This window comes from Cupriavidus sp. PB-02 (assembly GCF_058252315.1).
On record NZ_CM177695.1, the window covers coordinates 2,317,460 to 2,332,266 of the forward strand.

Consider the following 14,807-nt stretch of genomic DNA (forward strand, 5'->3'; position numbering starts at 1 on the left):
TCAGGCTGCCACGGTCTGCAGTGCGGCGTTCAGCGTCTGGCTCGGACGCATTGCGGCGCTGAGCTTGGCGGCGTCCGGCTGGTAGTAGCCACCGATGTCCACCGGCTGGCCCTGCACGGCGGCCAGCTCACCGACGATCTTCTGCTCGTTGTCGGTCAGCGTCTTGGCCAGCGGCGCAAACTTGGCAGCCAGTTCCGCGTCATCCGACTGGGCGGCCAGTTCCTGTGCCCAGTACATCGCCAGGTAGAACTGGCTGCCGCGGTTGTCCAGCTGGCCGGTCTTGGGCGACGGGCTCTTGTTGTTGTCCAGCAGCTTGCCGGTGGCAGCATCCAGCGTCTTGGCCAGGATCTTGGCCTTGGCATTGCCGGTCTTGATGCCAACGTCTTCCAGCGACACCGCCAGCGCCAGAAACTCACCCAGCGAATCCCAGCGCAGGTGGTTTTCTTCCACCAGCTGCTTGACGTGTTTCGGAGCCGAACCGCCGGCGCCGGTTTCATACATGCCGCCACCAGCCATCAGCGGCACGATCGACAGCATCTTGGCGCTGGTGCCCAGTTCCATGATCGGGAACAGGTCGGTCAGGTAGTCGCGCAGGATGTTGCCGGTCACCGAGATGGTGTCCAGGCCGCGGATCACGCGCTCCAGCGTGTAGCGCATGGCGCGCACCTGCGACATGATCTGGATATCCAGGCCGTTGGTGTCGTAGTCCTTCAGGTAGGCCTCGACCTTCTTGATCAGCTCGGCCTCGTGCGGACGGTACGGGTCCAGCCAGAACACGGCCGGCATGCCCGAGTTGCGCGCGCGCGTGACGGCCAGCTTGACCCAGTCGCGGATCGGCGCGTCCTTGACCTGGCACATGCGCCAGATGTCGCCCTGTTCGACATTCTGCGTCAGCAGCACTTCACCGGTGGCCAGGTCGACGATGTTGGCGACGCCGTCTTCGGTGATCTCGAAGGTCTTGTCGTGCGAACCGTACTCTTCGGCCTTCTGCGCCATCAGGCCGACGTTCGGCACCGTGCCCATGGTGGTCGGGTCGAAGTTGCCGTTGGTCTTGCAGAAGTTGATGATCTCTTGATAGATGCGGGCGAAGGTGCTTTCCGGGATCACGGCCTTGGTGTCCTTCGGACGGCCGTCGGCGCCCCACATCTTGCCGCCGATGCGGATCATGGCCGGCATCGAGGCATCGACGATCACGTCGTTGGGCGCGTGCAGGTTCGAAATGCCCTTGGCCGAATCCACCATCGCCAGTTCCGGGCGATGCTCGTGGCAGGCGTGCAGGTCGCGGATGATCTCTTCGCGCTTGGAGCTGGGCAGCGACTCAATCTTCTCGTACAGGTTGACCAGGCCGTTGTTGACGTTCACGCCCAGTTCGTCGAACAGCGCGCCGTGCTTGGCGAAGGCTTCCTTGTAGAAGATCTTGACGGCGTGACCGAACACGATCGGGTGCGACACCTTCATCATGGTCGCCTTGACGTGCAGCGACAGCATCACGCCGGTCTGGCGCGCGTCTTCGAACTGCTCCTCATAGAAGGCGCACAGGGCCTTCTTGCTCATGAACATGCTGTCGATGATCTCGCCGTCCTGCAGCGAAACCTTGGGCTTGAGCACGATGGTCTTGCCGCTCCTGGTGACCAGCTCCATCTTGACGTCGCGGGCCTTGTCCAGGGTCATGGACTTTTCGCCGTGGTAGAAGTCGCCGTGCTTCATGTGGGCCACGTGCGTGCGCGAGGCCATGCTCCACTCGCCCATGCTGTGCGGGTGCTTGCGCGCGTAGTTCTTGACCGCGGCGGGGGCGCGGCGGTCGGAGTTGCCTTCGCGCAGGACCGGGTTCACGGCGCTGCCCAGGCACTTGGAATAGCGCTTCTGGATGGCCTTCTCTTCGTCGGTCTTCGGGTCTTCCGGATAGTCCGGCACCTTGTAGCCCTTGCCTTGCAGTTCGCGGATGGCGCTGACCAGCTGGTGCACCGAGGCGCTGATGTTCGGCAGCTTGATGATGTTGGTGTCCGGCGACTGCGTCAGCTTGCCCAGCTCGGCCAGGTTGTCCGGCACGCGCTGTTCTTCGGTCAGGAATTCGGAAAACTCGCCCAGGATACGGCCAGCCACCGAGATGTCGCTGGTGGTGACGTTGATGCCGGCGGGCTTGGTAAACGTCTGGATGATCGGGAGGAACGCACTGGTCGCCAGCAGCGGAGCTTCGTCGGTCAGCGTGTAGATGATGGTGGGTTGCTGGATACTCATTGCTTCTCTCAGATCCTCGAACGGGTGGTGGGACATCCGCCTGCTGGGTCACAGCGGGGCAGCAAAAATAGAATTTTGCCTCAGTTTCCTTTCGCGAGACGGAAAACCACTGGATTTTGCGCGGCAATCGTTCAGAAAATCGGCCGGCTGTTCGCGTACTGGCACGGTCGTTCGCTAATTGCACCGCTACGGTGCCTTCGGGGACGCGTTATCGCGCCCCGGCATGGCGCGTGCGCCCCACAGATCACAGACTTGTCAAACTTCAACGCCAAGGAGACACAATGTCTCGACATTTGCCGCTGGTCCCCGTGGCCTTCGGGGGAGCCTGGCCCCCGCCCCTCGCCAATACATAGACATAGCTGAGGGGAGAAACAAGGCGGCGCTGATGCGCCACCGCCCTCTCGGCCTCAGGCGGCCAGCCTGAACGTCGACACCGCTTCCTTCAGACGCTGCGCCTGCTCCTCCAGCGAGCCGGCCGCCGCGGCGGCCTCTTCCACCAACGCGGCGTTCTGCTGCGTGGCGGTGTCCATCTGCGTGACGGCCTGATTGACTTGCTCGATCCCGGCACTCTGCTCCGCCGACGCCGCGCTGATTTCGCCCATGATGTCGGTCACTCGCTTGACCGCAGCGACGATCTCTTCCATGGTCTGCCCCGACTGCGTCACCAGCATGGAGCCCTTCTCGACGCGATCCACCGAATCCCCGATCAGCGCCTTGATCTCCTTCGCGGCAGTAGCGCTGCGCTGCGCCAGGCTCCGCACCTCGCCCGCCACCACGGCAAAACCACGCCCCTGCTCGCCGGCACGCGCGGCTTCCACCGCGGCGTTCAGTGCCAGGATATTGGTCTGGAAGGCAATGCCCTCGATCACGGCAATGATGTCGACCACCTTCTTCGACGCGCCGTTGATCTCTTCCATGGTGTCGGCCACCTTGCCCGCGACCTCGCCGCCCTTCTCGGCGATGTCGGAGGCATTGACCGCCAGCGTGCTGGCCTGGCGCGCGTTGTCCGCGTTCTGGCGCACGATGCTGGTCAGCTCTTCCATGCTGGCCGCGGTCTGCTGCAGCGACGAGGCCTGTTCCTCCGTGCGCTGCGACAGGTCGGTGTTGCCGGCCGCGATCTGGCTGGTGCCGGAGACGATCGACTCGGTGCCGGCGCGCACCTGGCGCACGATGCGCAGGATATTGGCGTTCATGTCCGCCAGCGCCTGCAGCAACTGGCCGGTCTCGTCGCGGCTATCCACATCGATGCGGCTGGTCAGGTCGCCCGATGCCACGGTGCGCGCCACGGCCACCGCGCGATGCAGCGGGCGCGTGATGCCGATGGTCAGCCAGACCGAAAATGCGATGCCGATGGCCAGCACCACCGCGCCAACCCCGATCAGGCTGTTGCGCGAGTTGACGTAGATGCCGTTGATCTCGCGCGCGGTGGCGTCGATGCTGGCGCGCTGGATGTCGAGCAGCTTCTGGATCTCGGCCAGGTAGGCGTCGCCCGCGGGCACGAACTCGTTCTCCAGCACCTGGTTGGCCTCTTCGGTCAGGCCTTCCTGCTTGAGCCTGGTGATCTTGTCGCGGCCGTTGTTGTACGGGTCGCGCACGCTGAAGATCTTCTGGAACGCGGCCTTCTCTTCTTCCGAGCTGAGCAGCAGCTTTATCTTGTCGCGCAGCGCGGCAATGCCTTCGATCGACGCCTTGGTCTCGGCGGCGAAGAATGCGCCCAGCGACGGGTCGGCGCTGCGCGCCACCGCCGTGGTGCGGCGCACGCTGGTGTGCATGAGCCGGTACCAGTCGCTGACCAGCCGCTCCTTGGTCAGCGGCTGCTGCATCATCGCGTGGGTGCGTTCAGCCACCTGTTGCAGGCGCATCATGCCGAATACCGTCATGAGCGCCGAAAGCAGCAATACCACCCCAAAGCCGATGCCGAGGCGGACCCCGATGCCTAGATTCTTCATTTTTTCTACCTGATTAGGACTGTTTACGGCGAGGTGCCGGCCCGGGACCATCGCTCGGCGCGGCATTCTTCGCTCTCATCGTCCGCTGGCGGGCCGGGTCGGCTACGCACGTGCGGGCTATGGATGCCAACGGCGTGGGGCAGCGAAACTTTAGGGTCTTCCTCGATTGACGGCTAGAAGTGTGCGGATACCGGTTATAGTGGAGTGAAACCGGCCCAGGCCAGGTGGCGCAACGCTTCGCGGCGCCCCGCCCTGCCACCCTGTCCGCCTTTCCACCCGAGGAGATCCAGCATGGCCACGCCCCCCAATCCTTTTGCAGATTTCACCAAGATGATGGAACAGTTCCGCCTGCCAGGCGTGGACATGAGCGCCGTGATCGAAGCACGCCGCAAGGACATCGAGGCCCTGACCGAGGCCAACAAGCTGGCCTACGAGGGCATCCAGGCGGTGATGCAGAAGCAGCAGGAGATCTTTACCAAGACCATGCAGCAGCTGCAGGCCGCGGCGCAGCAATACACCACGGCCGGCAACCCGGCCGAGGCCATGGCCAAGCACAGCGAACTGGTGCAGCAGACGCTGCACCAGGCGTTCGAGAACATGCGCGAGCTGGCCGAGACGGCGCAGAAGGCACAGGCCGAAGCGCTCACCGTGATCGGCAAGCGCGCTGAGCAGAACGTGAAGGAGGCGGGCGCGCTGTTCCAGCCGCCCAAATCGAAAGGCTAACGATCGCAACCGCTGACGCGGGAGACGGCTGACGCTGAACGGCCCACCGGCGGTCGTTCAGCGATAGCCGGTGGTGTCGGCAGGCTTGCCCGCGTCCTGCACTTCCGGCACATAGCGCCAGGCATCCGGCTGGCTGCCGTCGGCATCGGTAAAACCATACACGCGCGCCAGTTGTCCGCTGGACAGCGACTGGCCATTCCAGCGCGCCACGTCCGGGTCTTGCGCCAGCGCGGCCACGGCGCGGCCGACGAATAGCGGGCTTTCCGAGATTGCGAAGTGTGGCTGGATCCGGGTGGCGTCGCGCCAGTTGGCTTCGGTCACGCGATAGGCGTCGAGCATCGCCTCCGAGCGCAGCCAGCCCGGGCTCAGGCTCACCGCCGTGCCACCGTGCGGCGCGAGCTCATGCGCCAGGGCAAACGCCATGCGGCCCACCGCCGCCTTGGCCAGGTCGTAGAAGAAGGACACGCGGTAGTTGTGCGCGTTGTATTCGGCGGTGCCGTCGGTGACTTCGACCACCAGCCCGCCGCGCGTTTCGATCAGCAGCGGCAGCGCGCAGTGGCTGGTGATAACGTGGGTATCCACGCCGAGCCGCAGCGTGCGCAGCCCATAGTCCAGGTCGGACTCCCACACGGTCTTGTTCCACTCCATCCTGGTCGCGCCCCAGATATCGTTGACCAGGATATCGAGCCGCCCCTGCTCGCGCCGGATGCGTTCGACCAGTGCCTGCACCTCGGCCGGCACCAGGTGATCGACCCGCACGGCGATGCCGCGCCCGCCGGCGTCATCGACCATTTCCGCGGTTTCCTCGATTGTCTCCGGCCGGTTCATCTCAGAACGCGCGGCACGCGTGGTACGCCCCGTCACGTAGACCGCCGCCCCGCCTTCGCCTAGCGCAACGGCAATGCCGCGTCCCGCCCCGCGGGTGGCGCCGGCAACCAGCGCAACCTTGCCTGCCAGTGGCTTGTCCATGCCGCGCTCCTTCCGGGTGGATGGACGGCTATTGTGGCAAGTTCCGGGGCGGTGCGCCATGCCTTGCGCCAGCGCCGCGGCGCTACCGCCGCAGGCTCAGCACGATCACCCAGGCCGCCACCAGCGCGATGCCCAGCCACTCGCGTGGCGCGGGCCGCTCGCCCAGGAACAGAACCGCGAACACCGCCACCAGCACCGGGCTGAACGTGTCGACCGGCGCCACCTTCGACGCGTCACCGATCTGCAGCGCGCGGAAGTAGCACACCCACAAGGCGCGAATTCACAGGAATGGCCATCGCTGCGACCCCTGTCCTCGCCGTTAGCCTGCCGCACATTGACAGCAAGATCCTGAAAGGTTCAGGCCTTGCCGGATGACGCCGCCGGCGCGAACTCAGCCCCGACCGATCGCGCTACGCCGTCGGTATTGCACCGGCCGGCGTTGCGCCGGCCGTTTGGCTCAGATCACGCCCTGCGCCAGCATCGCGTCCGCCACCTTGACGAAGCCCGCGATATTCGCGCCTTCGACATAGTTGATGTAGCCATCCGCCTTCTGCCCGTGGTGGATGCAGTTCTGGTGGATGTCCTTCATGATCGCGTGCAGCTTCTCGTCGACCTCGGCGTGGTGCCAGGACAGGCGCATCGCGTTCTGCGACATCTCCAGGCCGGACGTAGCAACGCCGCCGGCGTTGCTGGCCTTGCCCGGTGCATAGAGGATCTTCGCATCGACAAATCGGTCCACCGCTTCCAGCGTCGACGGCATGTTGGCGCCCTCCGCCACGCAGATCACGCCATTGCCGAGCAGCGTTTCGGCGTCATTGCCGTCCACCTCGTTCTGCGTCGCGCACGGCAGCGCCACGTCCGCCGGCACGTGCCACGGGGTACGGCCGGCTTGGAAGGTCATGCCGTGGCGGGCAGCGAAGTCCGACAGGCGGCCGCGCTCTTCGTTCTTGAAGGCCATCACTTCTGCCAGTTGCTCGCTGGTCATGCCCTCCGGGTAGTGCAGTACGCCGCCCGAGTCGGACAGTGTCAGCACCGTCGCGCCCAGTTCGATCGCCTTCTCGGCCGCGTACTGCGCCACGTTGCCCGAGCCGGAGATCAGCACGCGCAGGCCGTCAAAGGCACGGCCGCGCTTGTGCAGCATTTCCTGGGCGAAGTAGACCGTGCCGTAGCCGGTGGCTTCCGGGCGCATCAGGCTGCCGCCATAGGCCAGGCCCTTGCCGGTGAAGACGCAGGCAGACTGGTTGGACAGCTTCTTCATCATGCCGGCCATGAAGCCGACTTCACGCGCGCCCACGCCGATATCGCCGGCCGGGATATCGGTGTCCGGGCCCAGGTGGCGGTACAGCTCGGTCACCAGCGCCTGGCAGAAGCGCATCACCTCGCCGTCGGACTTGCCCTTGGGATCGAAGTCGGAGCCGCCCTTGCCACCGCCCATCGGCAGCGTGGTCAGCGCGTTCTTGAAGGTCTGCTCGAAGCCCAGGAACTTCAGCACCGACAGGTTCACCGTCGGGTGGAAGCGCATGCCGCCCTTGAACGGGCCGATTGCGGAGCTGTGCTGCACGCGGAAGGCGCGGTTGACCTGCACGCGGTTCTGGTCGTCGGTCCAGGACACGCGGAACTGGATCACGCGCTCGGGCTCCACCAGCCGCTCGAGCAGGGCCTGGTCGGCATAGCGCGGATTGCGCTCGACGAACGGCCAGAGCGTCATCATCACTTCCTTCACGGCCTGGAGGAATTCAGGTTGATTGGGGTCGCGGCGGGCAACCCCCGCCAGGAATGCGTCAAGGGAGGGAGAACTCACGGTTGTCTCTGCTGTGCTGGGTACTGTGGCTGGATCCGGCCGCCTTGCCGGTCGATGCCGGTCTCTTGTGCCGTTTGGCGTTGCGCCGATGGAAGGTGGGTGGCCTCCGGTTGTCCATACATTCACGGCGCACCGTGCCTGTCGGACAACATGAAACTGTAGCACCAGCATGGGGCATGTGACAGTCAAAACACCTGTGACAGCGGCGAGAAAGCCGCATTCTGGTGCAGACGTTGGGGATTTCCGTGCGATCAGCGGACAGCCCAACGCGCCGTGGCAATTCAGGCAATCAGCAGCTTAGTACCGCATTCCTTCAGCGCCGCTCCCAGCTCCGGCTCCGGCGCCATGTCCGTGATCAGCCAGGCAGCCTGGTCGAAATGCTTGATGGTCACACCTGTATTGCGCCCGAACTTGGTATGGTCGGCCACCACGCAGGGCACGTCGGAGGCCAGCAGCATGCGGCTGCGCAGTTCGGCCGCGGCGCGCGAGAAGTCGCAGATCTCGCCGCGCGGCGTGACGCCGCCGATGCCGATAAAGGCGAAATCGGTGTGGTAGCGGGACAACTGTATTCCGCCTTGCTAGCGATGTACTTGCCGATCGCCACGCCGCCGGTGAAGGTCACCAGGTCCACCGACGGGTGCGTGATCCGCTCGTCGGCAATCTCGCGCGGGTCGCCGGTGACCACCTGGAACATCTGCGGCGGCAGGCCGGCCTCGTACAGCAGGTCGGCCAGGTAGTACGCCGACAGCGGCACCTTCTCCGAGGGCTTGAGCACCATGCGCTTGTTGGTGGCGATCGACGGCGCGACCTTGTGCGCGACCTGGTTCATCGGGTGGTTGAACGGCGTGATGGCACAGATCACGCCCGGCAGCGGCTCGCGCTGCGTCATCACGCTGCGCTTCTTGCCGTGCGGCATCAGGTCGCACGAGAACATCTGGCCGTCGTCGCGCAGCGCCTCGGTCGCGGCAAAGCCCAGCACGTCGGCGACGCGGCCGATCTCGTAAAGCGAGTCCTTCCTGGACAGGCCGGACTCGAGCGTGATCAGGTCCGAAGCTTCCTCGGAGCGCTCGCGCAGCAGCGCCGCGGCGCGGTTCAGGATGGCGGCGCACGATGCCGGGTCGTACGGCGCGCGCAGGTGCACGCGCACGGGCAGCGGCTCGTCGGCCACGTCGACGTGGTAGCGGCCGCCCTCGCGTCCCGGCCCAAGGCCTGACGAGCAACTGTTCCATTCTGGAACACCTGCTGTCACGCGCTGGCACACCGCTGCTACCGCGTGACACATCCGGCGCGGGCGCAGGCACCCGCCACGGCGTTTTCCCCGGCTTTTCCGCCAGTTTTACGCCGGTTTCCGCTCCGGCACACCTCTTGCGATCTGCCTGCCGTGCGCACGGCGCGAGGCCGTGACGACACCACACAGATCAACGAACGGAGCGAGACATGAATATGGCGGAAATCGCCCAGCTGGGCGTCAGCAACCCCTACAAGCAACAGTACGAGAACTTCATCGGCGGCGCCTGGGTGCCGCCCGCCGGTGGCGAGTACTTTGAGTCGATCACGCCGATCACAGGCAAGCCGTTCACGCGCGTGCCGCGCTCCAACCAGCAGGATGTCGATGCCGCGCTGGACGCCGCGCACGCCGCCAAGGCCGCCTGGGCGCGCACCTCCACCACCGAGCGCGCCAATATCCTGAACCGCATCGCCGACCGCATCGAGGCCAACCTGACGCTGCTGGCCGTGGCCGAGACCATCGACAACGGCAAGCCGGTGCGCGAGACCTGCGCCGCCGACCTGCCGCTGGCGGTCGACCACTTCCGCTACTTTGCCAGCTGCATCCGCTCGCAGGAAGGCGGCATCTCCGAGATCGATGCCGACACCGTGGCCTACCACTTCCATGAGCCGCTGGGCGTGGTCGGCCAGATCATCCCGTGGAACTTCCCGCTGCTGATGGCCACGTGGAAGCTGGCCCCGGCGCTGGCGGCCGGCAACTGCGTGGTGCTCAAGCCCGCCGAGCAGACCCCCGCCTCGATCCTGGTGCTGATGGAACTGATCGGCGACCTGCTGCCGCCGGGCGTGGTCAACGTGATCAACGGCTTCGGGCTGGAAGCCGGCAAGCCGCTGGCATCGAGCCCGCGCATCAGCAAGGTGGCCTTCACCGGCGAGACCACCACCGGGCGCCTGATCATGCAATACGCCTCGCAGAACCTGATCCCGGTGACGCTGGAACTGGGCGGCAAGTCGCCGAACATCTTCTTCGAGGACGTGCTGGCCGCCGACGACGCCTTCTTCGACAAGGCGCTGGAAGGCTTCGCCATGTTCGCGCTGAACCAGGGCGAGGTCTGCACCTGCCCGTCGCGCGCGCTGATCCAGGAATCGATCTACGACCGCTTCATGGAGCGCGCGCTCAAGCGCGTGGCGGCGATCCGCCAGGGGCATCCGCTCGACAAGGGCACCATGATCGGCGCGCAGGCATCGGCCGAACAACTCGAGAAGATCCTGTCGTACATCGACCTGGGACGCAAGGAAGGCGCGCAGTGCCTGACAGGCGGCGAGCGCAATGCGCTGGACGGCGACCTCGCCGGCGGCTACTACGTGAAGCCGACGGTATTCGCCGGCCACAACAAGATGCGCATCTTCCAGGAAGAGATCTTCGGGCCGGTGGTCTCGGTGACGACCTTCAAGGACGAGGAAGAAGCCCTGGCGATCGCCAACGACACGCTCTACGGCCTGGGCGCAGGCGTGTGGACGCGTGACGGCGCGCGCGCATTCCGCATGGGGCGCGGCATCCAGGCTGGCCGCGTGTGGACCAACTGCTACCATGCCTATCCGGCGCATGCGGCGTTCGGGGGATACAAGCAGTCCGGCATCGGCCGTGAGAACCATCGCATGATGCTCGATCACTACCAGCAAACCAAGAACCTGCTGGTGAGCTACAGCCCCAACGCTCTCGGATTTTTCTGACGATGCGCAAGGCACGCTGCCATGTGCGTGCCATGATCGGATTGAGCCCCGCGGGCGCGGGGCCAACCCGATCAGGGAGTCATTCAAGGAGTCGAGATGCCTGCCATGATGAAAGCTGCAGTGGTGCGAGAGTTCGGCGCGCCGCTGACGATCGATGAAGTTCCTGTTCCGCAACCCGGTCCCGGCCAGATCCAGGTGAAGATTGAGGCCTCCGGTGTCTGCCACACCGACCTGCACGCCGCCGACGGCGACTGGCCGGTCAAACCCACGCTGCCCTTTATCCCCGGCCATGAAGGCGTGGGCTTTGTCTCTGCCGTCGGCAGCGGCGTCACCCGCGTGAAGGAAGGCGACCGCGTCGGCGTGCCCTGGCTGTACAGTGCCTGCGGCTATTGCGAGCACTGCCTGCAGGGCTGGGAGACGCTGTGCGAGAAGCAGCAGAACACCGGTTATTCCGTCAACGGCGGCTACGGTGAATATGTCGTTGCCGATCCCAACTACGTGGGCCTGCTGCCCGACAAGATCGGCTTTGTCGAGATCGCGCCGATCCTGTGCGCGGGCGTCACGGTCTACAAGGGCCTGAAGGTCACCGATACGCGGCCGGGCCAGTGGGTGGTGATCTCCGGCATCGGCGGCCTGGGCCACGTGGCTGTGCAGTATGCGCGGGCGATGGGGCTGCGCGTGGCCGCGGTGGACATCGATGACGAGAAGCTCGCACTCGCAAGCCGGCTCGGCGCGGAGGCGACCGTCAACGCGCGCACTACCGATCCTGCCGCGTGGCTGCAGAAAGAGATCGGCGGCGCACATGGCGTGCTGGTGACCGCGGTGTCGCCGATCGCGTTCTCGCAGGCCATCGGCATGGTGCGCCGCGGCGGCACGATCGCGCTCAACGGCCTGCCGCCGGGCGAGTTCGCCACGCCGATCTTCGACGTGGTGCTCAAGGGCATCACCATCCGCGGCTCCATCGTCGGCACGCGCAGCGATCTGCAGGAGTCGCTGGACTTTGCCGCGCATGGCGACGTCAAGGCCACGGTGTCGACCGCGAAACTCGACGATATCAACGATGTGCTCGGGCGACTGCGCGAGGGCAAGATCGAAGGGCGCGTGGTGCTGGACCTGGCCGCGTGAGCGGGAGACAGGCCATGCCGTCATTCGTTCCTGGTTCGGCCGATGCGCCTGTTGCGCGCGTCGTTGCGACGCCCGCCGCGCTCGCGCTGGTCGCGCAACTGCGCGCGCGGCATGGCCCGCTGATGTTCCACCAGTCCGGCGGCTGCTGCGACGGCAGTGCGCCGATGTGCTACCCGGCCGGCGAACTGCTGGTGGGGCAGGCTGATGTGTGCCTGGGCGAGATCGGCGGCGCGCCGTTCTATATGACGCGCGCGCAGTTCGAGTACTGGCAGCACACGCGGCTGGTGATAGACGTGGTGCCGGGGGCGGGTGGGATGTTTTCGCTGGAGGGGCCGACTGGGCTGCGGTTTCTGACGCGGTCGGAGTTGTTCAGTGATGAGGAGGCGGCTTGGCTGGCTGCGCAGGCGGGGTTGTGAGCTGCCTCACTGTTCGCGCTAGCCAACTGGGTGCTCCCTCTCCCGTTTGCGGGAGAGGGAGCAAACGGGAGATGAAACGCGTCAGCGCTTGTGCAACGCCTCAGCCCTCAGACCCCGGCTCGTCATCCAGCCCTTCCTTCAACCTCCGATAGATCGTATTGCGCGAAACCCCCAGCTCGCGGGCGGCATGACTGACATTGCCACCATGCCGCGCCAGCGTCTGGCGGATAACGCCCGCTTCCCAGTCGCGCATGCGCCCGGCGGCTGCCGCGGTCCCGGTCGCTGGCGTTGACCGGGCAGCCGACGTGTCCTCACAGCGTTCCGCGTCGTCGTCGCACTCCTGCTCAAACCCTTCCGGCAGGTGCTCGCAGCCGATCTCCGCCTCCCCTTCCGCCAGGATCGCCGCCGTTCGCAACACATTGGCAAGCTGCCGGATATTCCCCGGCCACGGATGCCGCCGCAGCAGCGCCAGCACCTCTGCGCCAACTCGCAACGGCACCTCCGTGCCAGTCTCTTCCCGTTGCCGCTGCAAAATGCGCTCCACCAGCACCGGCAGGTCGCTGCGCTCGCACAGCGACGGCAGCGTCACGGCTAGCGCATTGATGCGGTAGTACAGGTCCTCACGGAAGGAACCATCGGCAATCATCGCCCGCAGGTCCCGGTGGGTGGCACAGACCACCCGCACATCAACCGGCATCGCGCGCGCACCGCCCAGCGGCGTGACCGCGCGCTCCTGCAGCACCCGCATCAGCCGCACCTGCTGCGCCAGCGGCATGTCGCCGATCTCGTCGAGGAACAGCGTGCCGCCATGCGCCTGCGCCAGCTTGCCTACGCAGCCGCGGCGGCGCGCGCCGGTGAAGGCACCCTCTTCGTAGCCGAACAGCTCGGCCTCGATCAGCGACTCGGGGATGGCCGCGCAGTTGACAGCGACAAAAGGCCCGTTGCCGCGCGGCGAGGCGGCGTGGATGGCGCGCGCCAGCCATTCCTTGCCGGTGCCGGTGCGGCCCTGGACCAGGATGGGAATATCGCGCCCGCTGACCTTGCGCACGCGGCGCAGCACCGCGGCCACGGCGGCATCGCCGGTGTCGAGCGCGGCCAGCGCCGGCGGCAGCGGGTCGTCGGCGACTGGCTGGCGCACCGTCACCGGCGCGGCCAGGTATTCGACGCGCGCGAACACCTGGACCCGGCTCGGCAGCGTCAGCACCTGCAGCGATCCGGCCGAGGTGGCGCGCGCCTGCATCGCCACGCGCACCGGCTGGCCGAACAGCTCGGCGAATCCAGACAGCGCCAGCGCCTGCGGCGCCAGCCCGAGCTGGAACAGCCCGCTGCGGTTGGCGGCCAGGAAGGCGCCGTCGGGCGTGAACGCCGCCATGCCCTCGAACAGCGTGCCGACGAACTCCGGGCGCGCATGAAAGCGCACCAGCACCGCCTCGGGGAAATGGTTGGCGAACAGGTGGTTCTCGATCATCTGCGCCGACATGCGCACCAGCGCCATGGTGTGGCGATGGAAGCCGCGATGGTCGCCGCTGACGTCGAGCGCGCCCAGGATCGCGCCGGTCGGGCCGGCGATCGGCGCGCACGAGCAGGTGAGCTGGTGGTTGGCCTGCAGGAAGTGCTCGCTGGCGTGGATGATGGTGGGACGGGCCTCGGCCAGCGCGGTGCCGATGGCGTTGGTGCCCTTGCTGGGTTCGGCCCATGACACGCCCGGCGCCAGCGCCACGCGCCGGGCGCGCCCGACGAAATCGCCGTCGCCCAGGCTGTGCAGGATCACGCCGCTGCTGTCGGTCAGCAGCACCATGCTGTCGGTATTGGCGATCTGCGCGTGCAGGGTCTCCATCACCGGCAGCGCATGGCGGTACAGGTCGCGGCTGGCATCGACCAGTTCGCCCAGTGCGCGCACGCCGGCGATGTCGAAGTCCGGCGCATGGCGCGCGTCGAGTCCGAAGCCGGCCGAGCGCGCATGGGAGCGGGCGATCAGGCCGGCGCGGTCGGCGTCGGCCGGGTCGACGGCCTGGAGCGCAGCGTCGGCGGCAGGATGGTCAGCAGAACGGGCGGCACGATGCATGACGGCGGGTCTCCTGTGCTGGCAGACGGCGCGCATCGCAAAAGGCTTAGCGGCCGCTGCCCTGCCGTCCCGTGTCGCGTACCGTGCAGGCGTGTGCTGCGGCAGGCCGGGCGGCTTTATCCGGCAACCATAGCACAGGGCGGGGCCCCTGTATCAGGCCCGGCGGCCCGGGCCCGCGCCATCAGCGTTTTTCGTCGAGCAGGTCGTTCAGGATCTCGTCGAACGTGGCCTGCGCGTCCTCCAGCGCCTGCAGGGCCGCATCGAAGGTCTGCAGTGCGAGCTTGGACGGCTTGCCGCTGCCCTGCGGCGGGTAGTGGGCCTGCAGGGCGGTGAATGCCACCTGGACCTGCCGCGTCGCCGCGACGACGCGTTCCATTGCCTGCGCCTCTTCGGCGCGGTACTGCTCGTGCTTCTGCTCGCTCATGCTTGTCAGCTCCGTTTGCGCGTCGTTGGGTGTGGGGGGTGCGCGCGCCTGAATGAGGCATATCGTACAAGAACTGCGCCGGCTGGCTTGCGCTGCGGCCTCGCGCCTGACAAAAATGAGGTAGGCTGCGCGGCTAGGC

Annotated in this window: 11 protein-coding genes and 2 pseudogenes; 4 read left to right on the forward strand and 9 right to left on the reverse strand. The window is 66.5% G+C overall.

Annotated features, from left to right (window positions below; all coding sequences use genetic code 11):
* Positions 1 to 2,238, reverse strand: coding sequence for an NADP-dependent isocitrate dehydrogenase (locus tag AC10V3_RS31315; RefSeq protein WP_022539271.1), 2,238 nt, complete (start codon positions 2,236 to 2,238; stop codon positions 1 to 3).
* A 407-nt stretch (positions 2,239 to 2,645) separates the two neighbouring features.
* Complete coding sequence (locus AC10V3_RS31320) at positions 2,646 to 4,187, reverse strand: methyl-accepting chemotaxis protein (RefSeq protein ID WP_022539272.1); 1,542 nt, start codon at positions 4,185 to 4,187, stop codon at positions 2,646 to 2,648.
* Between the two features lie 291 nt (positions 4,188 to 4,478).
* Between AC10V3_RS31320 and AC10V3_RS31325 the strand changes: the two genes are divergently transcribed.
* A complete protein-coding gene (locus tag AC10V3_RS31325; RefSeq protein WP_022539273.1) occupies positions 4,479 to 4,910 on the forward strand; it encodes a phasin family protein in 432 nt (143 codons plus the stop codon).
* 57 nt (positions 4,911 to 4,967) lie between these two features.
* Here AC10V3_RS31325 and AC10V3_RS31330 read toward each other — a convergent pair whose 3' ends face one another.
* The 5 genes and pseudogenes from AC10V3_RS31330 to AC10V3_RS31350 form a co-directional block, all read right to left on the reverse strand.
* Positions 4,968 to 5,879, reverse strand: coding sequence for an SDR family oxidoreductase (locus tag AC10V3_RS31330; RefSeq protein ID WP_022539274.1), 912 nt, complete (start codon positions 5,877 to 5,879; stop codon positions 4,968 to 4,970).
* Between the two features lie 82 nt (positions 5,880 to 5,961).
* The gene (locus AC10V3_RS31335; protein WP_374063731.1) at positions 5,962 to 6,144 is read right to left on the reverse strand and encodes an EamA family transporter; all 183 of its coding nucleotides are present in this window, start codon (positions 6,142 to 6,144) and stop codon (positions 5,962 to 5,964) included.
* A 192-nt stretch (positions 6,145 to 6,336) separates the two neighbouring features.
* Positions 6,337 to 7,680 (reverse strand): NADP-specific glutamate dehydrogenase, encoded by a 1,344-nt coding sequence (gene gdhA, locus AC10V3_RS31340; RefSeq protein WP_022539276.1) that lies wholly within the window; start codon positions 7,678 to 7,680, stop codon positions 6,337 to 6,339.
* Between the two features lie 407 nt (positions 7,681 to 8,087).
* Positions 8,088 to 8,243: pseudogene (locus tag AC10V3_RS31345) on the reverse strand (DeoR/GlpR family DNA-binding transcription regulator); the annotation flags it as partial.
* A 2-nt stretch (positions 8,244 to 8,245) separates the two neighbouring features.
* Positions 8,246 to 8,779 (reverse strand): annotated as a pseudogene (locus AC10V3_RS31350) (aldehyde dehydrogenase family protein); the annotation flags it as partial.
* Between the two features lie 338 nt (positions 8,780 to 9,117).
* Between AC10V3_RS31350 and adh the strand changes: the two are divergent.
* From adh to AC10V3_RS31365, 3 genes are all read left to right on the forward strand, one after another.
* Entirely contained in the window at positions 9,118 to 10,638 is a 1,521-nt protein-coding gene (gene adh, locus AC10V3_RS31355) for an aldehyde dehydrogenase (protein WP_022539279.1), read from the forward strand.
* A 96-nt stretch (positions 10,639 to 10,734) separates the two neighbouring features.
* Entirely contained in the window at positions 10,735 to 11,763 is a 1,029-nt protein-coding gene (adhP, locus tag AC10V3_RS31360) for an alcohol dehydrogenase AdhP (protein ID WP_022539280.1), read from the forward strand.
* A 14-nt stretch (positions 11,764 to 11,777) separates the two neighbouring features.
* Positions 11,778 to 12,179 carry a DUF779 domain-containing protein gene (locus AC10V3_RS31365; RefSeq protein ID WP_022539281.1) on the forward strand — a complete coding sequence of 134 codons (402 nt, stop codon included), beginning with the start codon at positions 11,778 to 11,780 and terminating at the stop codon, positions 12,177 to 12,179.
* Between the two features lie 100 nt (positions 12,180 to 12,279).
* Here the strand turns inward: AC10V3_RS31365 and AC10V3_RS31370 are convergent, their stop codons facing one another.
* Together AC10V3_RS31370 and AC10V3_RS31375 are read right to left on the reverse strand one after the other, a co-directional pair.
* The gene (locus AC10V3_RS31370) at positions 12,280 to 14,244 is read right to left on the reverse strand and encodes a sigma-54-dependent Fis family transcriptional regulator (protein ID WP_022539282.1); all 1,965 of its coding nucleotides are present in this window, start codon (positions 14,242 to 14,244) and stop codon (positions 12,280 to 12,282) included.
* A 181-nt stretch (positions 14,245 to 14,425) separates the two neighbouring features.
* Complete coding sequence (locus AC10V3_RS31375; RefSeq protein WP_010812795.1) at positions 14,426 to 14,668, reverse strand: hypothetical protein; 243 nt, start codon at positions 14,666 to 14,668, stop codon at positions 14,426 to 14,428.
* Positions 14,669 to 14,807: the final 139 nt, after the last annotated feature.